The organism is Agromyces sp. Y782, from assembly GCF_059445405.1.
Map to the genome: position 1 here is coordinate 2,212,183 of NZ_JCAIUG010000001.1, position 23,587 is coordinate 2,235,769.

Here is a 23,587-nt window from a genome sequence, read left to right on the forward strand (position 1 = left end):
GGCGTCCTCCACAGGCGTGCTGTCGGTCGGATGCCGGCGTTCGCCGCGTGTGCTGCGAGCACACAGCAACCCGTGCTGAGATTGTCAGGTGATGACGAGCCCTGAACGCGTGAAGATCGTAGTGATCGGCGCAGGGCAGGCCGGCTTGTCCGTCGCGTTCTACCTGCGGCGCTTCGAGCTCGTTGCCGATCAGGATTTCGTGATGCTCGACCGCGCGCCCGGCGCGGGCGGGGCATGGCAGCACCGGTGGTCATCGCTCAGGCTCGGAACCGCGCACCGGGTGAACGACCTGCCCGGCATGGCCGAACTCGGTCTCAGCTTCGACACTGCCGACCGCAATCTGCCCGCGAAGGACGTCGTCGCCGACTACTACGGGCGGTTCGAAGAACACTTCGACCTCAGGGTGCGACGGCCCATGAATGTACGGCAGGTCTCCAACGACGGCGTCGACCTGCTCGTGCGATATGAAGACCTCACCCCGCAGCCCCTCGCCCTCGAAGAGCAGAAGGCCGCACGCGGTCTCTTCGGGCGGCGGCGCAAGACCTTCGAAGAACCCGAAGCCCCGTCGGCGCCGCAGCATCAACTCGCGACGCAGTTCCTCGTGAACGCCACCGGCACGTGGGGTTCGCCGTTCGTGCCGTACTACCCCGGCATGACCGAGTTCGCCGGGCGGCACCTGCATACCTCGGATTACACCGAGGCCGAAGACTTCCGCGACAAGCACGTCGTCGTGGTCGGCGGCGGCACCTCCGCCATCGGCTTCATGCTCGAACTCGAGAATGTCGCGGCAGGGCTCACGTGGGTCTCGCGCCGACCGATCGACTGGCTCGATCGCCAAGAGCTCGACCTCGAAGGGGCATCCGCCGCCGTGGCCATGCAAGACGAGGCCGCGCGCTCGGGTCGTGCGCTGCCGTCGATCGTCAGCGGCACCGGCGTGCCCCGGAGCCGGCGCATCGCCGCGGGCATCGAGCGCGGCCTGCTCGTCGCGCGACCCGTGTTCGACCGCATCGAGGGCGACCGGGTCGTCTGGGAGGGTGACGAGTCGGGCATGGCCCGCGCCGACGTCATCATCTGGGCGACCGGGTTCCGGCCCGACCTGCGCCACCTCTCACCGCTGAAGCTCCGCGAGAAGGCCGGCGGCGTCACGGTGGGCCAGGGCGCTGCGTGGAGCGACCCGCGGATCTTCCTGGCGGGCTACGGTCCGCAGGCCTCCACGATCGGCGCGAACCGTGCTGGACGCATGATCGCCCGCCAGATCATGGCGATGCTCTAGGTGCACTGCCCGGGCATCTCGGGAATGCCTCGCGGCCGCTCTCGTACGTGGAGTGGTGCGAGCCGTATCCGATGATCGACGGGCCCCAGATGCGGGGCGCCGCACCGGGTGCTCGACACGGTCGATGAACTCGCGCATCGAGGCATCCGTGTATTCCGTCGCCATGCGCGATGTCTAGCGAGCGCGCTTCCGATTCGACTCGGACAGCGGGCGTCGCGGCACCGGACGCACGGGCTCGCCGCGACGATCCTGTCCGGGCAACGGGCGCGAGCGGCGGCCGTAGAGCAGGTCGGAGGAATCGAGCAACCACGGCACGAGCGCGACCGTGACGCCGTGCACGAGCAGCAGTTTCTGGCTGATGCGCCGCGCCTTGTGGTTGTGCAGGATGCCCTCCCACCAATGCCCGACGATGTACTGGGGCATGTACACCGTGACGACCTCGGAGCCGTGCTCCTCGCGCCGCGACTTGATGTAGTGGATCAGCGGATAGCTGAGGTCGCGATACGGCGAGCTCAGGATGCGCAGCTTCACGTGGATGTTCTGCTTCACCCAGTCCTTCTTCAGGCGCTTCGTCTCCTCCTCGTCGAGGGAGACATGCACCGCCTCGAGCGAGTCGTGGCGGGCCGCGATCGCATAGTCGAGCGCCTTCAACGTCGGCTTCTGCATGCGGCCGACGAGCACGATCGCATGGTCGCCCGTCGCGCCGAAGGTCGTGGTCGGGTCGACCTCGATCTCTTTCTCGACGTCGCGGTAGTAGCGGTTCACGCCCATCATGAGGAAGAACAGGATCGGCATCAGCACGAACACGATCCACGCGCCGTGGGTGAACTTCGTGATCGTGACGACGATGAGCACGACCGCCGTCATCACGGCGCCGATCGCATTGATCACGAGCGCACGCCAGATCGCCCCGCGAGTCAGCGGCGCGGAGCCCGAGGCATCCGCTCGCCCTCTCGTCGACTTCGAGCCGACCGGATGCCGCCGCTGACGAAGCGCTCGCACCCAGTGCCGAACCATTCCGGTCTGCCCGAGCGTGAACGAGACGAACACGCCGATGATGTACAGCTGGATCAACACCGTCAGGTTCGCTTGGAAGATCACCAGAATGACGGATGCCGCGAGCGCGAGGATCACCACACCGTTCGAGTAGATGAGGCGGTCGCCGCGGGTCGACAGCGACTTCGGGGCGTAGCGGTCGCGGGCGAGCACCGATCCCAGCAGCGGGAAGCCGTTGAACGCGGTGTTCGCCGCGAGCAGCAGCACGAGTGCCGTCGCAGCCTGGATCACGTAGAAGAACACCGTGCCGTCGCCGAACGTCGACGCCGCGACCTGGGCGATGAGACTGCGTTGCGGCTCGATGGCGCACTCCGCCCAGCCGACCAGGTCGCACGGGTCCTCGGCGTAGTGCACTTGCGAGATGAGCGCGACGGCGGTGAGGCCCGCGAAGAGCACGATCGCGATGCCGCCCATGAGCACGAGCGTCATCTGCGCGTTCTTGACCTTGGGGAACCGGAACGCGGGCACGCCGTTCGAGATCGCCTCGACGCCCGTGAGAGCGGAGCATCCGCTCGCGAACGATCGGAGCAGCAGCAGGATGACGCCCGCCTGCGTCATCGACGTGGCCTCGACACCGAAGGTCGCCGACTCGGCCACCGGCGGGTCGCCGAGCACGGTGCGGGTGAGGCCGATGACGACCATGATGAACACGCTGCCGATGAAGAGATACGTCGGCACGGCGAACGCCTTCGACGACTCGCTGACACCGCGGAGATTCACGGCGGCGAGGATGATGACGAAGACGACGGCCAGTTCGACCCGGAACGGGTTCAGCTCCGGGATCGCCGAGATGATGTTGTCGACCCCCGACGCGACCGAGACGACGACGGTCATGACGTAGTCGACGAGCAGGGCGGATGCCACGACGAGACCCGACTTCTCGCCGAGATTCTTGTGCGCCACCTCGTAGTCGCCACCGCCCGACGGGTAGGCGCGAATCAGTTGCCGGTAGCTCGCGACGACCGTCACGAGCAGCACGACGACCGCGAGCGCGACCCACGGTGCGAAGCTCAGGAAGGCGAGGCCGCCGACCATGAGGATCATCAGGAGCTCTTGCGGTGCGTACGCCACAGAAGAGAGCGGGTCGCTCGCGAAGATCGGCAGCGCGAAGCGCTTCGGGAGGAGCTGACCCTCGAGATGCTCGGTCGGGAGCGGGTCGCCGATGATCCAGTTCTTCGGCGACTTCAATTCAGCCGGCGGTGTATCCGCCTCATTCGTCACGGCGGTTGAGACTACACCCGCGGCGGCCCGTGTCAAGAGGGCGATCGATGCAGGGTCACGGATGCCTCGCGCCGCACCTGAACGCGGTCTGCACCACGCCCACGGTCGCCGCCGTTCGCGCCTTGTAGAGTTGTGACGACTCTTCGATCATTCGAGCCACCCGGGAGCGGACGTGAACCGTGCGATGCAGCTCGCGCGGGGCTCCGCCACCGCTGCGGTGGCCTTGCTCCTCGCCGCGTTCTCGCACGCCGCCGCCGGTGCTGAAGCGCCCGGCGGGGTCGGGCTCGTGCTCGCCGGCATCGTCGCGCTCGCGGCATCCGTCGCCCTCGTCGGCCGCCGTTCGACGCCGCTGCGCACCGCGCTGGCCGTGATCGCGAGCCAGGGCACGTTCCATCTGCTCTTCGGCGTCGGCGCTGGCGCCGGCCGGCCGGCCGGGTCGTTCGTCATCGACGGCACCGGCCACCACCAGACCGTCGCGTACATCGACGGCGCGGCCGCGGTTGGTGCCGCGGGTGCCGCGGGTGCCGCACACGTTCACACTGATGCTGCGATGTTCGCCGGTCACGCCGTCGCTGCCGCCCTCACCATCGTGTACCTGCTCGCCTTCGAACAGGCGGCCTGGCGTGCGGTCGCTGCCGCCGCCCGCCGATTCGTACTGAGGCTCACCACCCGGCCGCAGCCGGTCGCCGTGTCGACGCCGGCGCTGAGCCGACCCATCGTGTCGGCTCCGCCGCGGCTTCGCTCGAGGCTCCGTTACGCCGCGTTCGGGTCTCGCGGTCCGCCGCTCCTCCTCGCCTCCGCATAACACCCCCGCCGATCGGCGGTTCAAGACATATCCGGATGCCCCTGCGCGCGACCGAGATCGCGCGCACGTTCCCGGACACGAGGAGAAGGACTCCCAAGCGTGAAGACCATCGCAACCACCGCGGACCGCTCGACGGACCGCACCACTCGACTGCGGGCGCTCGTGCTCGCCGCCGCCGCGCTCGCCGTCGCGGCGACCGTCACCCTCGCCGGTGCCTCGCCGGCGTTCGCCCACGACGAGCTCGTCGGGTCCACCCCCGAGCCCGGGCAGGTACTCGATACCGTCCCCGACGAGGTCGTGCTCGACTTCTCGAACGACATCATCGAGGTCGGCACCGCCGTCGTCGTGGTCGACCACCACGGCGAAGAGATCGCCGTGGGCGAGCCCGTCATCGCCGGGCCACGCGTCACGGCCTCACTTCCCGCCGACCTCGAGGGCGAGTATCAGGTGCGCTGGCGTGCCGTGTCGAGTGACGGGCACCCCATCGAGGGAACCATCGACTTCGGGGTCGGCGCCGACGCGACCGGCACCTGGACCGAGCAGCCGCCGCACGACGACGCGGCAGCAGGCGATGACGAGGGTGAGGGTGAGCACGCCGAGGACGGCGACGCGCACGACGATGCGCACAGTGACGCCGCCGCGAGCGGCCCCGACGGGTGGGCGATCGCCGGCTTCGTCGTCGGCGGACTCGGAATTCTCGCACTCATCGCCGCCGTCATCGTGAACGCGAGGCGCAAGAGCGCCGGTCCTGGCGCGGGAGACGGCTCGGGATCGTCGGGAACGGACTCGACCGGCACCGATGGCACCGGTTCGTCTGGCGACGTCGCCTGAGCGAAGCGAGCGGATGCCGCGGGCGACGCGGCATCCGCTCTCGCCCGGCTTCGTGCTAGGCCTGAGGCGGCTGGCCGAGGTCGAAGACCCAGTCGTTGGTGTGCAGCACGAGGCCGGGCTTCACCTCGAACTCCTCTTCGCCGAGCAGCCGGAAGCCCGCCTTGCGGCAGACGACGTTCGACGGAGGATTGTCGACGCGCGGGTACGCGTGCACCGGCAGAGTCTCGCCATCGGCGCGCGCCGTCTGGAGCATCACGATCACCGCGGCAGGAGCGATGCCCTGGCCGCGGTACTCGGCCTCGACCGACCATCCGCTCTCGAGGGCGGGCTCGCCGTGCCACTCGTGCTGCCAGTAGCCGACGATGCCGACGCCGTCGGGATGCCCCGGGATCACGACACGGAACTGGTGGGCCGTGCCCTCGCGCTGCAGTCGGAGATAGCGTTCGTGACGTGCGAGCACCTGCTCGTCGTTCTCGGGACCGCCGAGCTGGTCCATGAGCTCAGGCGTGTTCGCGCGGTGCAGCAGTTCGAGATCGTCTTCGGACCAGGCGCGCAGTTCGATGTCGGGCATTTCGTCATCGAAGCACGCACGACCGACAAACCCACGACTGACATGCGGGACGGAGCGGGGGCATCCGTCCCGCATGACCTGGTACTGAGCGGCGGATGCCGGCTCAGCGGTCGGTGAGTGTCGCCAGCACGTCGGCGCGCACCTGCGCCAGTCGCGCCTTGAGGAGCGTGACCGACTCGGGCGTGACGCGACCGCGACTCGCGTGCGTGCGCAGGTCGGTGCGCAGCTGCTGCCGGAACTCGCTCAGCACGAGGTCGGCTTCGTGCACCGCGCGGCCCGTTTCGGCACGGGCGTCGCCGCCCCAACCGGTGGTCGACGTGCTGCCGGCCGACGCCGCCGATGCCGGCATCTTGGTCGCCGACCGCTTGGCCTCGCGGGCTGCGCTCGCCAGTTCGGCTCGGAGCGATCGCATCGCATCGTTGACCTCGGCGCGCACGCCGTCGGCGAGGCGTCGCACGGAATCGGTCACCTCGTTCTCGATGCCGTCGAGCTCGTCGCGGCGTGCCTCGAGTTCGGCTCGGCCGGCATCCGTGATCTCGTAGACGGTCTTGCGGCCGTCGGTCGACTTCGAGACGAGGCCCTCCTCCTCGAGCTTCGAGAGGCGCGGGTAGATCGTTCCGGCGCTCGGACTGTAGGTGCCGCCGAACCGATCGGAGAGCGCCTGGATCAGCTCGTAGCCGTGACGCGGCTGCTCGTCGAGCAGCGCCAACAGGTAGAGGCGCAGACTGCCGTGGGCGAAGACGGGCGGGGTCATGCGGATGCCTCGTCGTCGCTCGAGCCCGAAGCGCTCGAGCCCGAAGCGCTCGACGCGTCGCCGTGGCTCGCGCCCGCGGCATCCGTCGCCGTGCTGTTCGCCTCGCGGCGCATGACGGAGATCGACCCGGAGACGCTGTTCGCGCCGAGGTCGAGCCACCGGCCCGACAGCTCGCCGGTGATGCGCTCGAAGCCCTTGCCGAGCATGCCCCTGATGGTCGTATCGTCGATCAGCACCGTGCCGCCGACCGTGTTGATGCGGTAGCGAGCGCCGGCGCCCGGCGCGAAGCGCACGGTCAGGTTGCCCGAGACGGTGTTCGTGTCGACCCGGTCGGGCGTGCCGAACGCATCGAGGATCATGTTGCCCGACACCGTGTCGGCGTTGAACGAACGCACGTCGCCGGTGGCGACGACGTCGCCCGAGACCGAGTGCGCGGTGATGCGGCCGGTGTGGTTGCCGGCGGACACCTCGCCCGACACCGTCGAGAGTTCGACGTCACCCTCGTGGTTGTCGAGCACGAGGTCGCCCGAGACGGTGGAGAGCTTGGCATCTGTCGTGAATCCCGAGACGAGCGCGTCGCCCGAGACCACGCCGAGCTTCATGACCACATGGCGCGGGGCGAGGATGGACACGTCGGCCTTCGCGTTGCCGGCCCAGCCCTTGAAGACGTCGATGAAGTTGTCCCACCGCAATTGCGGGTGGTCGATCTCGAGCGAGTCGCCGTCGATCTCGATCTTGAGGTCTTTGCCCGTGACGTTCGAGACCTCGATGCGTGCGCCGGGCTCGTCGTGGGCGATCACGTCGACCTTGCCGCCGATGAGACTCACCTTGAGCTTGCGAACCAGTTCGAGGTCGATGATCCGGGTCTCGCCCGGGTTGATGACCCATTTCTCGATGGACATGCTGTGCTCCTTCTGTTGCTGCCCCGCCGCCGAGGCCTGTCGCGAGGTCGGATGCCGCGGCATCCGCTGCCCTCGAAGTTCGTATCGCGATATATCGCGTGTGGTTCGTAAACACGATATATCGCGATTGCACGATTCGCAAGTGCGCGATTCGCGAGTCGCGCGTTGTGTCGGCCAGAGTTCGCCGAGGCGAGCGGATGCCGCCGCTTGACATTGACGCGACGTCAACCTCTATCGTCGATGACGTGGGGCAGACGCCCCGCCGATCACGAGAGGAGTACGCCGTGGACTGGTCGATCCAGGAGATCGCGAAGCTCGCCGGCACGACGAGCCGCACGTTGCGTCACTACGACGACATCGGGCTGCTCGCACCGACGCGCATCGGCTCGAACGGATACCGCTACTACGACGACGCCGCGCTCGTGCGACTGCAGCGCATCCTGCTGCTGCGCGAGCTCGGCATCGGACTCCCGGCGATCGGCGAGGTGCTCGACCGCGAGGAGAGCGCCCCGCATGCGCTCCGCGGCCACCTCGAGTGGCTGCGCGGCGAGCAGCAGCGGCTGGCGCGGCAGATCGCGTCGGTCGTCAACACCATCGGAGCATTGGAAGGAGGTGAACAACTCATGGCAGAGAACATGTTCGACGGATTCGACCACACCCAGTACAAGGAGGAGGTCGAGGAACGTTGGGGCAAGGAGGCGTACGCGAAGAGCGACGCGTGGTGGCGGTCGCTGAGCGCCGAAGAGAAGGCTGCGGGGCAGCAGCGCGTCTTGCAGCTGAGCAGCGACTGGATCTCGGCGTTCGAGCGGGGCGTAGACCCCACGGGCGACGAGGCGCAGGCGCTCGCGCAGCGGCAGTTCGAGTGGCTGCGCGGCGTGCCCGGTACGCCGGGTGGCGGCGCTGCCGGCCCGAGCAAGGCCTACTTCCTCGGCCTCGCCGAGATGTACGTGGCCGATGAGCGCTTCGGCGCGAACTACGGCGGTCAGGCGGGCGCCGAGTTCGTGCGCGACGCGATGACGGCCTACGCCGAGCGCGAGCTGTAGCGCGAGCGCGAGCTGTAGCGCGAGCGCGAGCTCGTGCAGTCGCCCCCGAGGTGTCCCGGCCTCGGGGGCGACTGCGGTCTCCGCGCCCGGTCGGCTTCAGCAATTCAGGAGCGGAGGCGTGTCGCCCGGCGTGTCGCCACGGTTGCGCGTGAGACACGCCATCGCCGTCCTGAATTGCTGGGAGTCGATGTGGCGGTCATGGTGGCGAGGGTCGCGGTCAGGCGGAGGATGTCGCGGATGTCGCGGGGTCGGCGGATGTGGCGGATGCCGCGGCGGATGTCGCGGATGTGGCGGGGGACCCGGGCGCAGCGGCATCCGCTCGCTCGATGCCCGGTGTGTCTGGCGCGTCCGGCGCGCTTTCGAAGCCCGGCGCGACCGGCGCGCGCGGCGCGCGCTTGATCGCGAACAGGGGGATGGTGTACCCGCAGAGCGGACCGATGAGCACCGCGAAGGCGACGGTGCCGATGCCGACGTTGCCGCCGAGCAGCCAGCCGGCGGCGAGCACGACGAGCTCGATGCCGGTGCGCACGATCCAGATCTTCCAGCCGGTGACGCGATGCAGGCCCGTCATCAGGCCGTCGCGCGGGCCGGGGCCGAAGTGCGCGCCGATGTAGAGGCCGGTCGCCACGGCGAGCAGGAGGATGCCTGCGGGGAGCAGGAGCACGCGCACCCAGAGGTCGAGCCCCGGAGGGATGAGCCAGAGGCCGACGTCGGCGGCCGGGCCGATGAGCAGGGCGTTCATGACGGTGCCGAACCCGAGTCGCTGGCGGATCGGGATCCAGAGCAGCAGCACCACGCCGCTCATGAGCACCGTGATGAGGCCGAAGCCGGCGCCGGTGTGCTTCGCGATGCCCTGCGTCAGCACGTCCCAGGGGCCGACGCCGAGCTCGCCGCGCACGATGAGTGCGATGGCGATGCCGTAGAGGAACAGCCCGACGAAGAGCTGCACGAACCGGCGTACGAGTACCGGGGTCGAATCGGCAGACTGGAAGAGGGTCGAGCGGGGCATTCTGCAATCCAATTGCATGATTGGCCTTTTCGCCAAGAGCCAATTCGTCTAAAGTGGCTCGAATGGCGGAGTCCACACTGAGCGCGCGATCGCTCGAGAACCTGCTCGGCGACTGGCGAACGGGCGCTGGCAGCGCGTATCACGCGCTCGCCGAACGCATCCGGTTGCTCGTGCTCGACGGCCGCATCCCCGTCGACACCCGGCTGCCGGCCGAGCGCGATCTTGCCGAGCGACTCGGGCTCAGTCGCACGACGGTGACTGCTGCCTACCGGCATCTTCGCGAGCAGGGGCTCGTGCTGAGCCTGCGCGGCTCGGGCAGCGTCGCGAGACTGCCCGGAGCGCCGACGATCCTGCCGGCCCCGCCCGCATCCGACTACATCGACTTCTCCAAGGCGGCGCCCCCGGCGCTTCCCTGGCTTCCGGATGTCGCGCGGCAGGCGATCGACGATCTGCCAGAGCACCTCGGCGACGCCGGGTTCGATCCGATCGGCACGCCCGCGTTGCGTGCGGCGATCGCCGATCGCTACACGGCGCGCGGACTCCCGACAGCTCCCGAGCAGATCATGGTCACGATCGGTGCGCAGCACGCGATCGCGTTGCTCTCCCGTGCGATCGTCGGGCGCGGTGACCGGGCCATCATCGAGGCGCCGACGTACCCGCACGCGTATGAGGCGCTGCGCGCGGCGGGTGCCCGGCTCGTGCCCGTGAGCGTCGCGTCGCGCGATGACCCGGCCTGGACCGGGCAGGCCGAGACCGAGGCGCTCACTCGAGCGATCGGGCATTCGAACCCGGTTGCCGCGTATCTCATGCCCGACTTCCAGAACCCGACGGGGCGATCGATGAGCGTCGACGCCCGTGAGCGCGTGCTCGATGCGGCCGCCCGCCAGGGCACCGTGATCTTCGCCGACGAGACCACCGGCGAGCTCGACATCGACCGCGCAGAATCCTTCCTGCCGATGGCAGCGTACGGCCCGGCGATCATGGTCGGCTCGGTCGGCAAGACCGTCTGGGGCGGTGTGCGCGTCGGCTGGATCCGCGGCGATCAACCGCTCATCCGCCGCCTGCTCGCGGTGCGCTCACCCGGCGATCTCGGCACGCCGATCATCGAGCAGTTGCTCGTCACGCGCCTGCTCCCGCACATGGACGACATCCTCGACCTGCGCCGCGAGCAGCTCCGCGCCGGGCGCGACCGTCTCGAGGCGCTGCTCGCCGAGGCATTCCCCGAATGGAATGTGCCGCATGTCGACGGCGGCATCGTCACGTGGATCGGGCTCGGCGCTGCCGTGAGCTCGCAGCTCGCGCTCGCCGCCCGCTCGCAGGGGCTGATCATCGCGGCGGGGCCGAGGTTCGGCATCGACGGTGCGTTCGAGCGATTCCTCAGGCTGCCCATCTGCTATCCGACCGAGACGACGGATGCCGCGGTGCAGGCGCTCGCCCGCGCGTGGCACTCGCTCTCGGGGGCGGTGCCGGCGCCCGACCAGAGCCTGCTCGCGTCGGTCGTGTAGCGGCGCGCCGGCGCGCCGCCCACCCCGCGGCATCCGCGAGCCCGATCGCTGTTCACCCGATGGCCACCGGGCGTCCACCTCGGCCGCACCGTCACGTCGCCTGGCATCGCCAACCTGTCGCCGACCCCCGTCTCGACCCGCTGGAGTGTGCCCGACATGTCCGTACGCCCACTGTCCGTACGTCCACTGTCCGTCGCTGCGCTCGTCGCGGCGTCCGTCATCGCCGGCGGCACCCTCGTGGGCTCCGCGGTCGCGGCGCCGGCCGAGGCCGCATCCGGCTCGTCCGCGTTCCATCGCACGGCGACGTATCCCGTGTTCCAGAACCTGCCGGAGGGCGTCGACCCCGCATCGGAAACGGTCGCCGAGATCTCGGCGATCACGCCCGACGGATCCACCGTCGTGTACACCGATGCACTCGGCAAGCGCATCGGCTTCCTCGACGTGACCGACCCCTCGAACCCGGTCGGCGACGGCACGATCGAACTCGCATCGCTCGGCCACGCCGACGACCAGCCCACCTCGGTCGCCGCCTACGGCGACTTCATCCTCGTCGTCGTCGATGAGACCGGCGGCGCGTTCACCGAACCGGCCGGTCGCCTCGATGTGATCCGGGCCGACGATCGGTCGGTCGTGCGCAGCATCGATCTCGAGGGTCAGCCCGATTCGATCGCGATCTCGAAGGACGGCGCCTACGCGGCGATCGCGATCGAGAACCAGCGCGACGAGGCGGCGACGCCCGCCGGTGGTGAGGAGGGCGACCTGCCGCAGCTGCCCGGCGGCTTCGTGCAGGTGCTCGGCCTCGGCGCCGACCCGGCGGCGTGGACGGTCGACCCGGTGCCGTTCCTCGAGGAGGACGGCTCGCCGATCGCCGTGATTGCCGCGGCCGGCCTCGACACCCCGACGGACCCCGAGCCCGAGTACGTCACCATCAACGGGCAGAACCAGCTCGCGGTCACGATGCAGGAGAACAACGGCATCGCGATCATCGACCTTCCGACGCGCGAGGTCGTGCGAGCCTTCTCGGCCGGTTCGGTCGCCGTCGACGGCATCGACACGAAGAAGGACAAGCGCATCGACCTGACCGGCTCGATCGGGCAGACCCCGCGTGAGCCCGATTCGATCGCCTGGATCGGCGACGATCGCCTGGCCACTGCGAACGAGGGCGACTGGAAGGGCGGCACACGCGGCTGGACCGTCTTCGACGCGGAGTCCGGCGACGTCGTGTGGGACGCAGGCAACACGTTCGAGCACCTCGCTGTGCGGCACGGCCTCTCCAACGACGACCGCGCAGCGAAGAAGGGCAGCGAGCCCGAGGGGCTCGCCGTCGCCGAGTTCGACGGAGTGCCGTACGCCTTCGTGGCGAGCGAGCGGTCGAACTTCGTCGCGGTGTACGACGTGAGCGACGCGGCCTCCCCGGTGTTCAGCCAGTTGTTGTTCGCGACGAACGGCCCCGAGGGCATCCTTCCCGTGCCGGGCAGCGACCTGCTCGTCGTGTCGAGCGAGACCGACGAGGCATCGGTCGGCGTGCGCGCCGCGGTCAACCTCTACACCTTCGGCGGCGAGCAGTCGGCGCAGCCGGCACAGCCGGCACAGCCGAGCATCGTCTCCGACCTCGTCGACGGTGCACCGATCGGCTGGGCAGCGCTCGGCGCGCTCAGCGGGCACCCGGGCGACGCGGGCGTCGTCTACGCCGCGAGCGACGCCGCAGTCTCGCCGAGCACGGTGTACTCGGTGGATGTGACGCAGACCCCGGCGCGCATCACCTCGGCGCTGCCGGTGACCGATGGCGGTGCGCCCGTCGCGCTCGACATCGAAGGACTGCAGGCGCGTGCCGACGGCGGGTTCTGGCTCGCGATCGAGGGCGCGATCGGCGCCGACAACCGTGTTGTGCGAACGGATGCCGCCGGAGCCGTCGTCGAGACCATTGCACTGCCTGCCGAGGTGACGGCCCACATCGCCAAGTGGGGACTCGAGGGAGTGACCTCGATCGGCACCGGCGACGACGAGCAGCTCTGGGTGGCGCTGCAGCGTCCGCTGTGGGCGGACCCCGCGGTCACGGGCGCCGGCGCGGCGACCGTCGACGGTGCCGACCTCGCTCGCATCGGCCGCTACGACGTGGCGTCCGGCGAGTGGGCCTGGTTCGCCTACCAGCTCGCGGCCACGGCCGTCGCCGGCGACTGGATGGGGCTCTCCGAGATCACGGCGATCGACGAGAACACCCTCGCCGTCATCGAGCGCGACAAGCTCAACGGCCCTGCGGCCGCGGTGAAGCGAGTGACGCGCGTCGAGATCCCAGAGGGCGCGCCCGCGTCCGGCACGCTGCCGGTGCTCGAGAAGACCACCGCGATCGATGTCCTGCCGCAGCTCCGGGCGACCGGCGGCTGGACGCAGGAGAAGCTCGAGGGCTTCGCGCTCGCGGCCGACGGGGCGCTGTACGGCGTCACCGACAACGACGGGCTGAAGGATGCCACGGGCGAGACCGTGTTCCTCGGCCTCGGTTCGGCCGACGAGGTGTTCCCGACGGTGCCCGGCGGCCCGGGTGAGCCCGGTGGACCGGAGGCGCCGACGCTCGACCTCGGCGCCGATTCGGTCGAAGCTGGCGGAACGCTCGCCGTGCGCGGCGCCGGCTTCGCGGCCGGCGACGAGGTGCGGCTCGAGCTCCACTCCGAGCCCGTGGTGCTCGGCCAGGCGACCGCGTCGGCCGACGGCGCGCTGGCCTTCACCGCCCGCATCCCCGCCGCGACGGCGCCGGGGGCCCACACGATCGTCGCCATGCTGCCCGACGGCACGACCCTGTCCGCCGCGATCACCGTCACGACGGGTGGATCGGCGAGCGCCGCGGGCCTCGCGAGCACGGGTGTCGAGTCGATGGGGGTGATCCTCGTTGCGGCGCTGATTCTCATCGCGGGTGCCGTGTTCCTCCTGCTCGCACGGCGTCGCGCGGCGTAACGGAGACCGGATCGCGTCACCGAATGCCGCTCGGATTTCATCGGTTCGAGTTATTGCGACGTCGGCGCCTGCGAGAATCGAGCAATGCACCTGCTCGCCGCACTCAGCATGAAGAACCGCGCGCTCATCGCGCTCATCACCATTGTCGTTGCGATCTTCGGCGGTATCTCGCTCACAAGCCTCAAGCAGGAGCTGGCACCGTCGATCGAGTTCCCGCAGCTGTCGATCGTGACGAGCTACCCGGGTGCATCGCCCGACATCGTCAACACGGATGTCTCGACGCCGATCGAGACCGCGATCCAGGGCATCACCGGACTCGAGACGACCTCGACGACGAGCTCGACCGGCCTCTCGCGGGTGACCGCGAGCTTCACCTACGGCACCGACCTCGCGTTCGCCGAGCAGAAGCTGCTCTCGGCCGTGAACCGCATCTCGAGCCAGTTGCCCGCCGACGTCGACCCGCAGGTGCTCGCGCTCAGTCTCGACGACTTTCCGGTGCTGCAGATCGCGGTGACCGGCGTCGACGACATCAGCGCCCTCTCCGATGAGATCGAGCGCACGACGCTCGGCGAGATCACCGACGTCGACGGCGTGCGCGAGGCGAGCCTCATCGGCGAAGTCGGACAGCGCGTCACCATCACGCCCGACACCGAGAAGCTCGCGGCGCTCGGGCTGACCCAGCAGGCGATCCGCGACGCGTTGCAGCAGAACGGCCTGCTCGTACCGGCCGGCAGCATCACCGAGGGCGACTCGACCTTCGCCGTGCAGACCGGCACCCGCATCGCCAGCATCGAGGAGATCGCCGAGCTGCCCGTGCTCGGTGCCACCGAGCAGGTGCCGGATGCCGCGACCGAGACGCCCACCGACGGCGCGGAGGTGCCCGACGCCGGCACCGAGACGCCCACCGACGGCACGGAGGTGCCCACCGACGGCACGGAGGTGCCTGACGCCGGCGCCGAGCTGCCCGGCGCCGGCCAGGGCGCCGGGACCCTCGCGACCACGATCGACGTGCCCGTCGCGGCGACGATCGCCGACGTGGCATCCGTCGAACTCACCGACAACCCCGTCTCGAGCATCTCGCGCGTCAACGGCGAGCCCGCACTCACCATCTCGGTCACGAAGTTGCCCGCAGCCAACACCGTCGAGGTGTCGAACGCGGTGACCGCGCTGCTGCCCGACCTCGAGTCCTCGCTCGACACCACGAACCCGGGCGCGACCTTCACGGTCGTCTTCGACCAGGCACCCTACATCGAGCAGTCGATCGAGTCGCTCGCGACCGAGGGTCTGCTCGGCCTCTTGTTCGCGGTGATCGTGATCCTCGTCTTCCTGCTCTCGATCCGGGCGACGCTCGTGACCGCGATCTCGATTCCGACCTCGGTGCTCATCACCTTCATCGGGTTGCAGGCGGCCGACTACACGCTCAACATCCTCACGCTCGGGGCGCTCACGATCGCCATCGGCCGTGTCGTCGACGACTCCATCGTCGTCATCGAGAACATCAAGCGCCACCTCGTCGAAGGCGTCGACAAGGCTTCGACGATCGTGCACGCCGTACGCGAGGTCGCCGGGGCCATCACGGCGTCCACCATCACGACCGTCGCGGTCTTCCTGCCGCTCGCGCTCGTCGAGGGCGTCACAGGAGAACTGTTCCGGCCGTTCGCACTCACCGTGACCATCGCGCTCGTCGCCTCACTGCTCGTCTCGCTCACGATCGTGCCGGTGCTCGCGTACTGGTTCCTGAAGCCCGCGAAGCTGCACAAGCACGACGAAGACGCGGAAGTCGCGGCGGCGGCGTTCGTCGACGAAACGCCGGTGCCGGCGACCGGCACGAGCGCCGCAGCAGCCGTCGACGAACTCGAGCACCCGTCGCGCCTGCAGCGCGGCTACCTGCCGATCATCGGATGGACCCTGAAGCACGGCGTCGTGACGATCATCGTGGCGCTGCTCGTGCTCGGCGGCACCGTCGCGCTCACTCCGCTCATGAAGACGAACTTCCTCGGATCCTCGGGCCAGAACACGTTCCAGGTGTCGCAGGAGCTGCCGGTCGGCACGAGCCTCGGCGCGCTGGAAGCGGCGTCCGAGCCCGTCGAGCGGGTGATCCGCGACACTGCGGGCGTCGAGACCGTGCAGACCTCGATCGGCGGCGGCAGCGGACTCGCCGCCGCGTTCGGCGGAGGCGGGGCGACCGTGACGTACTCGGTCACGACCGACGAGAGTGCCGATCAAGATGCACTGCAGGCGAGCGTGCGCGACGATCTCGCCGCCCTCGACGACGTCGGCGACGTGACGCTCGCCGCGTCGAGCGGATTCGGGGCCTCGAACGACATCGAAGTCGACATCACCGCCTCGAACACCGAAGACCTGCAGGCCGCGACGGACGCCGTGGTCGAAGAGCTCGACGGCATCGACTCCATCGCGCAGGTGTCGTCGAACCTGTCGGAGTCCCAGCCCTATGTCGCCGTCGAGGTGAACCGAGCGGATGCCGCTGCCGCGGGCTACTCCGAGGTCGCCCTCGGCTCGGTCGTGTCCGCCGCGATGCAACCGCAGAGCGCGGGCTCCGTCGTGATCGACGAGAAGACCCTCACGATCTACCTCGCCGCCGCGAACCCGCCGGCCACCGTCGAGGAGCTGTCGGCGCTCGAGGTGCCGACTCCCGCCGGCCTCGTGCGGCTCGATTCGCTCGCGACCGTCGAGAACGTCGAGGGGCCGGCATCCGTCACGACCGTGCAGGGCCTCCGCAGCGCGACCGTGTCTGCGACGCCCTCGGGAGACGACCTCGGCACGGCGAGCGGCGCCGTCTCGGCGGCGGTCGCGGCGGTCGAGCTGCCCGCAGGCACGACGGCGTCGATCGGCGGCGTCACCGCCGACCAGACCGAGTCGTTCTCGCAGCTCGGGCTTGCGCTGCTCGCCGCGATCCTGATCGTCTACATCGTGATGGTGGCGACGTTCCGCTCGCTGCTGCAGCCGTTGCTGCTGCTGGTGTCGGTGCCGTTCGCGGCGACAGGTGCGATCGCGCTGCAGGTGATCACGGGCATCCCCCTCGGCGTCGCCTCGCTCGTCGGTGTGCTGATGCTCGTCGGCATCGTCGTGACGAACGCGATCGTGCTCGTCGACCTCGTGAACCAGTATCGAGATCGCGGAATGACCGTGCGTGAAGCTCTCGTGCATGGTTCGTCGAGGCGACTGCGGCCGATTTTGATGACCGCGCTCGCGACGATCTTCGCGTTGCTGCCCATGGCGCTCGGCATCACCGGTCATGGCGGCTTCATCTCGCAGCCGCTCGCGCTCGTCGTGATCGGCGGACTCGTGTCGTCGACGGCCCTCACCCTCGTGGTGCTGCCGGTGCTCTACGACCTCGTCGAGGGCGGGCGCGAGCGTCGCCGGGTGAAGCGGGCGGCGAAGGCGGCGGGCGGCGAGTGGGATGCCTCGGCGTCGCCGGAGTCGCCGGCGCTCGCCGTCGCGGGTGGCGTTGCAGCGTCTGCAGCGGCGGCGCCTGCCGAGCCGGGCACTGAGTCGGCCGCGCCTGCTGCGGCCGACGCCGCCCCCGACGCCGCCCCCGACGCCAGCGCCGACCCCGCCTCCGACGCCGACCTCGACCCCGACGCCGACCTCGACCCCGACCCCGACGCCAGCCCCGACCCCGACGCCGCCCCCGACGCCGCCGACGTCTCCCCGGGCGACGGTATCTGACCCCGGCGCCCGATCGACGGGGCATCCAAAAGTCGCAGATGGCGGGCATCGGTCCACTGAGGTCGCCATCTGCGACGTTTCGGTGACTTCAGTTGTGTATTGGCGCGTTACTCGGCGGGTGGCGCGGGCGGCGCGGGTGGCGCGGGTGGCGCGAGCGCGGCGATCTTCGCGAGGAGCGACGCGCGCTCGCGTTCGTTGCCGGTGAGCCGGGCCGCGGTCTCGAGCTCGCCGCGGGCCTCACCGGTACGGCCGAGTCGGCGCAGCAACTCGCCGCGCACGGCCGGCAGCGGAGCGTAGCCGGCGAGCTTGCCGCCGACGACGAGTCCGTCCACGATCAGCAGCGCTGACGCCGGCCCCGTCGACATCGCGACGGCGACTGCCCGGTTCAGTTCGACGACGGGCGACGGGGCGAGCCGCCCGAGCGCTTCGTAGAGCACCACGATGCGGGCCCAGTCGGTGTCGTCGACGGATGCCGCGACCGCATGGCACTCGGCGATCGCCGCCTGCAGGCCGTACGCGGCACGTCCGCGGCCGACCTGGTCGGCGCGGGCGAGCGCCGCGGTGCCGCGCGCGATCTGCGACCGGTCCCAGCGCGAGCGGTCCTGCTCGTCGAGGGGGATCGGCGTGCCGTCGCGCTTCGTGCGCGCCGCGAAGCGCGAGGCGGTGAACTCCATCAGGGCGACGAGCGACTGCGCCTCGGGCTCGCGGGGCATGAGCCCGGCGACCATGCGGGCGAGGCGGATGGCCTCGGCCGAGACATCCGGTCGCACCCAGGCCTCGCCCGTCGCAGGCAGGTAGCCCTCGTTGAAGATGAGGTAGAGCACGGAGAGCACCGAGCCGAGGCGCTCGGCGTACTCGTTCGGCTCGGGCACCTCGAACGGCACCTTCGCGGCGGCGAGCGTCTTCTTCGCGCGCACGATGCGCTGCTGGATCGTCGCGGTCGGCACGAGGAACGCCCGGGCGATTTCGTCCGAGCCGAGACCGCCGACGATGCGCAGGGTCAAGGCGATCTGCGCCTCCCGGGAGAGCACGGGGTGGCACGACACGAAGATCAGGCGCAGGATGTCGTCGTCGATCGTGTCGGGGTCCCAGAAGGTGTCGGATGCCGCGGCGCGATCTCGCTCGAGGTCGTGGCCCATCGACGCGTACCGCTCGTCGAGCCGCTCGCGACGCCGCCAGCCGTCGATCGCCCGGCGCTTGGCCACCGCGGTGAGCCACGCACCCGGATTGTTCGGCACGCCCTCGGCCGGCCACTGCCGTAGCGCCTCGACGAGCGCCTCCTGCGCGAGATCCTCAGCCTGGCCGACGTCGCCGACGAAGCGGGTCAGGGTCGCGACGATGCGCGCCGACTCGATGCGCCACACCGCGGCGACCGCGCGCCGGGCACGGTCGGCGTCGTCGGCGTTCGCGGCACCGACCGTGCCCGGGGCATCCGCTGCATCGATTCCGCTCGCCCGGCTGCCCGCACCCGCTGCATCCGCTGCATCGATTCCGCTCGCCCGGCTGCCCGCACCCGCTGCATCCGCTGCATCGATTCCGCTCGCCCGGCTGTCCGCACCCGCTGCATCCGCTGCATCCGCTGCATCAATTCGTTGTGGGGGTGCATCTCCGCCATCCGCACCGCGTTTTGGGGTCGGATCTGCCGGAGATGCACCCCCGGAGCGATCGGTGGTCATGGGATCAGCCGTTCGCGAGCTTGCCTTCGCGCCAGCCGGCCTCTTTCTGGATCCACTCGTTGTCTTGAGGGAAGTCCTCGAGCTCGGTGACGCGGCGCACCTCGAGCTTCGAACCCGGGCCGAGGGGGCAGCGCTTGGCCCACTCGGCGGCCTCTTCGGCGCTCGAGGCCTGGATGATCCAGAACCCGTTGAAGAGCTCCTTCGTCTCGCCGTAGGGGCCGTCGGTGACGACGGGGGGCGTGGAATCGAAGTCGACGACGAAGCCCTCCTTCGCGTCGGTGAGGCCCTCGCCGGCGAGCAGGACGCCGGCCTTGATGAGCGACTCGTTGTAGGCGCCCATGGCCGCGATGACCTCGGCGAAATCGAGGTTCTCGTACGCCTCGACGGCTGCGTCGTCGGACCGCATGATCAGCATGTACTTCATGGTTCTCTCCTTTGTGGGGAGGGGGCCGAAGTGCCCGCCTCACTCTGGCGTCGAACGGGCGGGTGCCGGATCGACATCGCTCGCGAATTTCTTTTCCTCATGCTGTCATGCGTGGTCGGCTTGCGTATTCAAGTACCCGAGGGGGGTATAGTGAGCCCAACGACGAAAGGACTCCGAGATGACCCTCGCGCCCGAAGGCAGAACCGAGATCGAGCTCTCCGACGGCAGCTGCGCATGCTGCGCCGTCGACACGGTCACGGATGCCGCGGCGCCCGCCGCGGCGCATGCGCACGCCGCCGGCACGGGTGCCGCCAGCTCACTCGTCGAGGCGAGCTTCGGCGTCGCGGGCATGACGTGCGGCAATTGCGTGCGCCACGTGACCGAAGAACTCGCCGGAGTCGACGGCGTCGATGCCGTCGAGATCGCGCTCGTCGCGGGCGGCGTCTCGAGCGTGACGGTGCGCAGCGCGGCCCCGGTCTCCGCGGCTGCGATCAGCGCGGCCGTCGCCGAAGCCGGCTACGAGGTGGTCGAGGGGTGAACGCACGCGGTCGTGCGTTCGCCGGCGCAGTCCTGCGTTCGCCGCTGCCGTCGTGCGTTCGCCGCCGCGGTCCTGCGTTCGCCGCTGCTGTCGTGCGTTGGCCGGCGCGGTCCTGCGTTCGCCGCCGCGGCCGTGCGTTCGCCGGCGTCGGGCACGCGATGAGCGGCGTGTCGAACGACGACGAGGCCGGGCGGTCCAGGCCGCGACGCGGCATCCACTTCTCGGCTCTTTCCCGAGGTCGAGCGCATGCAAGGCATGCTCGGCCGGTGACCGACCGCGCGACGGGCGCGCAACAGGGCCGGCGGGCGGGCGGGTGTTCGGGGTGCGCGCCTCTCGCCACGGAGTCCGTTGCTGTGCTGTCATGAATGGGTGACTGACTCAATGCGGGAACCGGCAATCGCAGGGGCGAGCTCGTGAACACGAGGCGGGCGCCGCAATTCGCCGGCGCCGTCGGTCGCTCGCCCTTCCCGCCGATCGCCCAGTTCGCGTTCCTCTCCGATTGCCACACCGGCGCGCTCGTCGCACCAGACGGCTCGGTCGGATGGCTCTGCCCGCCGAAGTTCGATGCGCCGAGCGTCTTCGCGACGATTCTCGACCGGCAGGCCGGCTACTTTCGCTTCGGGCCGTTCGACGTCAACGCCCCGTCGTCGCGCGCCTACGAGCCGGGCACCAACGTGCTCGTCACCACGTGGAAGACCCCGACCGGCTGGGCGGAGGTGCGTGACGCGCTCACGATCGTTCCGCGGACTGCGCCCGATACGACGACCCCGCACACCCGGGCGCCCGCCGACGACGACGCGGCGCATTGCCTCGTTCGCACCGTGACGTGCCTCGACGGACACGTCGAGATGGAGCTCGTCTGCGAGCCGGTCTTCGACTACGGGCGCGTGGACGCCGAGTGGGCGGCGACCGACGAGCACAGTGCAACCGCGAGCGGTGCCGGCGTCTCGCTGCGGCTGCGCTCTGACCTGTCCCTCGGCATCCAGGGCGGGCACGTTCGCGCGCGCCACACCCTGAGCGCGGGCGAGCAGGCGTTCTGCTCGCTGTCGTGGGCCGACGACCTCGCCGGCCCGGCGACGTTCGAAGAGGCGACCGCCGAACTCTCCCTCACGGTCGCGTTCTGGCGCGACTGGCTGAGCGACGCGAGAATCCCCGACCACGCGTGGCGCGAAGCGCTCGAGCGCTCGGCCCTGACGATCAAGGGGCTCACGTACATGCCGACGGGCGCGACGGTTGCCGCCCTCACGACCTCGCTCCCCGAGACACTGGGCGGAGAACGCAACTGGGACTACCGCTTCAACTGGATTCGGGACTCGTCGTTCACCGTGCAGGCGCTGCACTATCTCGACCTCGATTGGGAGGCCGACGAGTTCGTGGAGTTCCTCTCCGGGCTCGAGGCGAACGGCGACGGCTCGCTGCAGATCATGTACGGCATCGACGGGCGGCGCGACCTCACCGAGTCGACGCTCGATCACCTCACGGGATACCTGGGTTCGCGGCCCGTCAGGATCGGCAACGGCGCGTTCGCCCAGCGGCAGAACGACCTGTACGGGGCGGTGCTCGATGCGATCCTGATGCACTCGCGTCGCAGCCAACGGGTGCCGCGATCGCTGTGGCCGCTGATCCGCTCGCAGGCCGAATGCGCGACCGCGGTCTGGCGCGAGCCCGACCAGGGCATCTGGGAGGCCCGCGGCGAACCCCAGCACTACGTGTCGTCGAAGATCATGTGCTGGGTCGCGCTCGACCGGGCGTCGAAGCTCGGCGACATCGTCGGTGACGCGGAGCTTTCGAAGCAGTGGCGCGGCGTCGCCGACGAGATCGCCGCCGACATCTTGGGCAACGGCGTGAGCGATCGCGGCGTGCTGCGCCAGCACTACGGCACCGATGCTCTGGATGCATCCGCTCTGCTCGCGGCGATCTACGGCTTCCTCCCCGTCGACGACGAGCGGTTGCGGAACACGGTGCTGGCGATCGCCGACGAACTCACCGAGAGCGGGTTCGCGCTTCGCTACCGCACTGAAGAGACCGATGACGGCCTGTCGGGGCGCGAGGGCACCTTCCTCATCTGCTCGTTCTGGCTGGTCTCGGCGCTCACGATCATCGGCGAGGGCAAGCGCGCGCACGCGCTGATGGAGAAGCTGCTCCGCATCGTCTCCCCGCTCGGCCTGCTCGCCGAGGAGCTCGACACGGAGACGGGCCAGCACCTCGGCAACTTCCCGCAGGCGTTCTCGCACCTCGCCCTCATCGAGGCCGCCCGACGCATCATCATGATCGAGCGTTTGATCGAGTTCGCCTGATCGAGTTCGCCTGATCGAGTTCGTCTGGTCGGGTTGGTCGGTCGGGTTCGTCTGGTCGGGTTGACCTGATCGGGTTCGGTGAGCTGCGGCATCCGCCCGATGCTGGTGCACTGGCCCGCCGCCTGTTAGGTTCACCGCGGAGGTGCGCATGCGAGGCGGGCGAGGCACGAGGTCGACGGTGACCGCGATGGCTGCGGCCGGCGCACTGCTGGTACTGGTGGCGCCGACCGCGTGTGCGAACGGAGCGGTCGCCGATGCGATGCGGCAGCGGATGCTCGCCGCCTCTCCCGCTGCCGTGCGACCAGACGCGGCGATCATGACCGGCCTCGTCGACCGCGCGGGCGGATGAGCGCGACTGAAGGCCGCGACTCGAATCGCGCCTTCGAGTCGCCGCGACGAGCGGAGTCGTCGGGTGTCGATGAGATCCGGGCGGCGCGGCGCTGGGGCATCGACGGGCCGCCGACCGAGTCGTACAGCCGGGTCAGCGACCCCGAGCGCTACCGGCCCCTGCATGCCTTCGCCTTCGCCCTCGCCGACGACCTCGAGGCGGAGTTCGAGGTCGAGCGCGACGACGAGCCGGTACTGGAGGCGGAACTGCGCGAGGGCGTTCAGATCCTCCGCGCGGTTCGCATACGGCCTCGACCGACGGATGCCGCGGCGATCACCATCGCCCTGACCGATTTTCCCGGTCTCGTGCTCGGGTTCGGCGAGTTCACCCGCATCGTGCTGCCCTTGTGCGGATGCGATGCCTGCGACGACCAGGTGCCGGAGCTTGTCGCGTCGGCTCGTGAGTACGTCGACGCCGTCGTGTCGGGAGGATTCGCGGAGGCATCCGGAGGCTGGGCGTCGTTCCACACCGAACGCTGGTCGAGCGATGGCGGTGGCGAGGGACCGTTCGGTCCGCGCCGCGGCTGGGAAGCGTGGCCGCCCAGGAGCTCGTGAGCGGCCTCGCCGGCTGAGCTGCACGCACCACGCAGCACGCAGCACCCCGAACGCCGGGTATGGAGGTCGTCAGACCGCGGGCCGGGTGACGCTGGGCGAGC

Annotated in this window: 18 protein-coding genes; 11 read left to right on the plus strand and 7 right to left on the minus strand. The window is 69.9% G+C overall.

Features of this window, described 5'->3' with window-relative positions:
- Positions 1-91: 91 nt before the first annotated feature.
- Complete coding sequence (locus AC1C2S_RS10275; protein WP_495352419.1) at positions 92-1,273, plus strand: NAD(P)-binding domain-containing protein; 1,182 nt, start codon at positions 92-94, stop codon at positions 1,271-1,273.
- A 174-nt stretch (positions 1,274-1,447) separates the two neighbouring features.
- Here AC1C2S_RS10275 and AC1C2S_RS10280 read toward each other — a convergent pair whose 3' ends face one another.
- Entirely contained in the window at positions 1,448-3,550 is a 2,103-nt protein-coding gene (locus AC1C2S_RS10280; RefSeq protein ID WP_495352420.1) for an APC family permease, read from the minus strand.
- Positions 3,551-3,722: 172 nt separating this feature from the next.
- Here AC1C2S_RS10280 and AC1C2S_RS10285 point away from each other — a divergent pair, with 172 nt between their 5' ends.
- Both AC1C2S_RS10285 and AC1C2S_RS10290 read left to right on the plus strand, forming a co-directional pair.
- Complete coding sequence (locus AC1C2S_RS10285; protein ID WP_495352421.1) at positions 3,723-4,355, plus strand: hypothetical protein; 633 nt, start codon at positions 3,723-3,725, stop codon at positions 4,353-4,355.
- Between the two features lie 99 nt (positions 4,356-4,454).
- Positions 4,455-5,186: a copper resistance CopC family protein gene (locus AC1C2S_RS10290; RefSeq protein ID WP_495352422.1), complete on the plus strand. Its 732-nt coding sequence runs from the start codon at positions 4,455-4,457 to the stop codon at positions 5,184-5,186.
- 55 nt (positions 5,187-5,241) lie between these two features.
- Here the strand turns inward: AC1C2S_RS10290 and AC1C2S_RS10295 are convergent, their stop codons facing one another.
- The 3 genes from AC1C2S_RS10295 to AC1C2S_RS10305 all read right to left on the minus strand — a co-directional run bounded on the left by AC1C2S_RS10295 (position 5,242) and on the right by AC1C2S_RS10305 (position 7,413).
- Positions 5,242-5,757 carry a GNAT family N-acetyltransferase gene (locus AC1C2S_RS10295; protein ID WP_495352423.1) on the minus strand — a complete coding sequence of 172 codons (516 nt, stop codon included), beginning with the start codon at positions 5,755-5,757 and terminating at the stop codon, positions 5,242-5,244.
- A 103-nt stretch (positions 5,758-5,860) separates the two neighbouring features.
- Positions 5,861-6,511 carry a PadR family transcriptional regulator gene (locus tag AC1C2S_RS10300; RefSeq protein ID WP_495352424.1) on the minus strand — a complete coding sequence of 217 codons (651 nt, stop codon included), beginning with the start codon at positions 6,509-6,511 and terminating at the stop codon, positions 5,861-5,863.
- On the minus strand, positions 6,508-7,413 hold the full coding sequence (locus AC1C2S_RS10305) for a DUF4097 family beta strand repeat-containing protein (protein ID WP_495352425.1): 906 nt from the start codon (positions 7,411-7,413) through the stop codon (positions 6,508-6,510). Before AC1C2S_RS10305 ends, AC1C2S_RS10300 begins: the two co-directional genes overlap by 4 nt.
- Positions 7,414-7,697: 284 nt before the next feature.
- Here AC1C2S_RS10305 and AC1C2S_RS10310 point away from each other — a divergent pair, with 284 nt between their 5' ends.
- The gene (locus tag AC1C2S_RS10310; protein WP_495352426.1) at positions 7,698-8,456 is read left to right on the plus strand and encodes a MerR family transcriptional regulator; all 759 of its coding nucleotides are present in this window, start codon (positions 7,698-7,700) and stop codon (positions 8,454-8,456) included.
- A gap of 217 nt (positions 8,457-8,673) precedes the next feature.
- On the opposite strand, the gene yczE is transcribed toward AC1C2S_RS10310, so the two are convergent.
- The gene (gene yczE / locus AC1C2S_RS10315; RefSeq protein WP_495352427.1) at positions 8,674-9,465 is read right to left on the minus strand and encodes a membrane protein YczE; all 792 of its coding nucleotides are present in this window, start codon (positions 9,463-9,465) and stop codon (positions 8,674-8,676) included.
- Positions 9,466-9,527: 62 nt separating this feature from the next.
- Between yczE and yczR the strand changes: the two genes are divergently transcribed.
- The 3 genes from yczR (at position 9,528) to AC1C2S_RS10330 (ending at position 17,609) form a co-directional block, all read left to right on the plus strand.
- Entirely contained in the window at positions 9,528-10,970 is a 1,443-nt protein-coding gene (gene yczR, locus AC1C2S_RS10320; protein WP_495352428.1) for a MocR-like transcription factor YczR, read from the plus strand.
- 156 nt (positions 10,971-11,126) lie between these two features.
- The gene (locus tag AC1C2S_RS10325; RefSeq protein ID WP_495352429.1) at positions 11,127-13,919 is read left to right on the plus strand and encodes an esterase-like activity of phytase family protein; all 2,793 of its coding nucleotides are present in this window, start codon (positions 11,127-11,129) and stop codon (positions 13,917-13,919) included.
- 84 nt (positions 13,920-14,003) lie between these two features.
- Complete coding sequence (locus AC1C2S_RS10330; protein WP_495352430.1) at positions 14,004-17,609, plus strand: efflux RND transporter permease subunit; 3,606 nt, start codon at positions 14,004-14,006, stop codon at positions 17,607-17,609.
- A 107-nt stretch (positions 17,610-17,716) separates the two neighbouring features.
- Here AC1C2S_RS10330 and AC1C2S_RS10335 read toward each other — a convergent pair whose 3' ends face one another.
- Positions 17,717-19,285 (minus strand): RNA polymerase sigma factor, encoded by a 1,569-nt coding sequence (locus AC1C2S_RS10335; RefSeq protein ID WP_495352431.1) that lies wholly within the window; start codon positions 19,283-19,285, stop codon positions 17,717-17,719.
- A 4-nt stretch (positions 19,286-19,289) separates the two neighbouring features.
- Positions 19,290-19,709 (minus strand): YciI family protein, encoded by a 420-nt coding sequence (locus AC1C2S_RS10340; protein ID WP_495352432.1) that lies wholly within the window; start codon positions 19,707-19,709, stop codon positions 19,290-19,292.
- 178 nt (positions 19,710-19,887) lie between these two features.
- Between AC1C2S_RS10340 and AC1C2S_RS10345 the strand changes: the two genes are divergently transcribed.
- The 4 genes from AC1C2S_RS10345 to AC1C2S_RS10360 all read left to right on the plus strand — a co-directional run bounded on the left by AC1C2S_RS10345 (position 19,888) and on the right by AC1C2S_RS10360 (position 23,486).
- Positions 19,888-20,247, plus strand: coding sequence for a heavy-metal-associated domain-containing protein (locus AC1C2S_RS10345; RefSeq protein ID WP_495352433.1), 360 nt, complete (start codon positions 19,888-19,890; stop codon positions 20,245-20,247).
- A gap of 413 nt (positions 20,248-20,660) precedes the next feature.
- Positions 20,661-22,544 (plus strand): glycoside hydrolase family 15 protein, encoded by a 1,884-nt coding sequence (locus AC1C2S_RS10350; RefSeq protein WP_495352434.1) that lies wholly within the window; start codon positions 20,661-20,663, stop codon positions 22,542-22,544.
- Between the two features lie 187 nt (positions 22,545-22,731).
- On the plus strand, positions 22,732-22,893 hold the full coding sequence (locus tag AC1C2S_RS10355) for a hypothetical protein (protein WP_495352435.1): 162 nt from the start codon (positions 22,732-22,734) through the stop codon (positions 22,891-22,893).
- Entirely contained in the window at positions 22,890-23,486 is a 597-nt protein-coding gene (locus tag AC1C2S_RS10360) for a DUF6226 family protein (RefSeq protein WP_495352436.1), read from the plus strand. Before AC1C2S_RS10355 ends, AC1C2S_RS10360 begins: the two co-directional genes overlap by 4 nt.
- Positions 23,487-23,587: the final 101 nt, after the last annotated feature.

Coding starts and splice junctions, on each gene's coding strand:
- AC1C2S_RS10330 (WP_495352430.1), top strand. CDS start 14,004: ATGCACCTGCTCGCCGCACTCAGCATGAAGAACCGCGCGCTCATCGCG.
- AC1C2S_RS10295 (WP_495352423.1), bottom strand. CDS start 5,757: ATGCCCGACATCGAACTGCGCGCCTGGTCCGAAGACGATCTCGAACTG.
- AC1C2S_RS10300 (WP_495352424.1), bottom strand. CDS start 6,511: ATGACCCCGCCCGTCTTCGCCCACGGCAGTCTGCGCCTCTACCTGTTG.
- AC1C2S_RS10335 (WP_495352431.1), bottom strand. CDS start 19,285: ATGACCACCGATCGCTCCGGGGGTGCATCTCCGGCAGATCCGACCCCA.
- AC1C2S_RS10345 (WP_495352433.1), top strand. CDS start 19,888: ATGACCCTCGCGCCCGAAGGCAGAACCGAGATCGAGCTCTCCGACGGC.
- yczE (WP_495352427.1), bottom strand. CDS start 9,465: ATGCCCCGCTCGACCCTCTTCCAGTCTGCCGATTCGACCCCGGTACTC.
- AC1C2S_RS10325 (WP_495352429.1), top strand. CDS start 11,127: ATGTCCGTACGCCCACTGTCCGTACGTCCACTGTCCGTCGCTGCGCTC.
- AC1C2S_RS10275 (WP_495352419.1), top strand. CDS start 92: ATGACGAGCCCTGAACGCGTGAAGATCGTAGTGATCGGCGCAGGGCAG.
- AC1C2S_RS10360 (WP_495352436.1), top strand. CDS start 22,890: ATGAGCGCGACTGAAGGCCGCGACTCGAATCGCGCCTTCGAGTCGCCG.
- AC1C2S_RS10305 (WP_495352425.1), bottom strand. CDS start 7,413: ATGTCCATCGAGAAATGGGTCATCAACCCGGGCGAGACCCGGATCATC.
- AC1C2S_RS10340 (WP_495352432.1), bottom strand. CDS start 19,709: ATGAAGTACATGCTGATCATGCGGTCCGACGACGCAGCCGTCGAGGCG.
- AC1C2S_RS10355 (WP_495352435.1), top strand. CDS start 22,732: ATGGCTGCGGCCGGCGCACTGCTGGTACTGGTGGCGCCGACCGCGTGT.
- yczR (WP_495352428.1), top strand. CDS start 9,528: ATGGCGGAGTCCACACTGAGCGCGCGATCGCTCGAGAACCTGCTCGGC.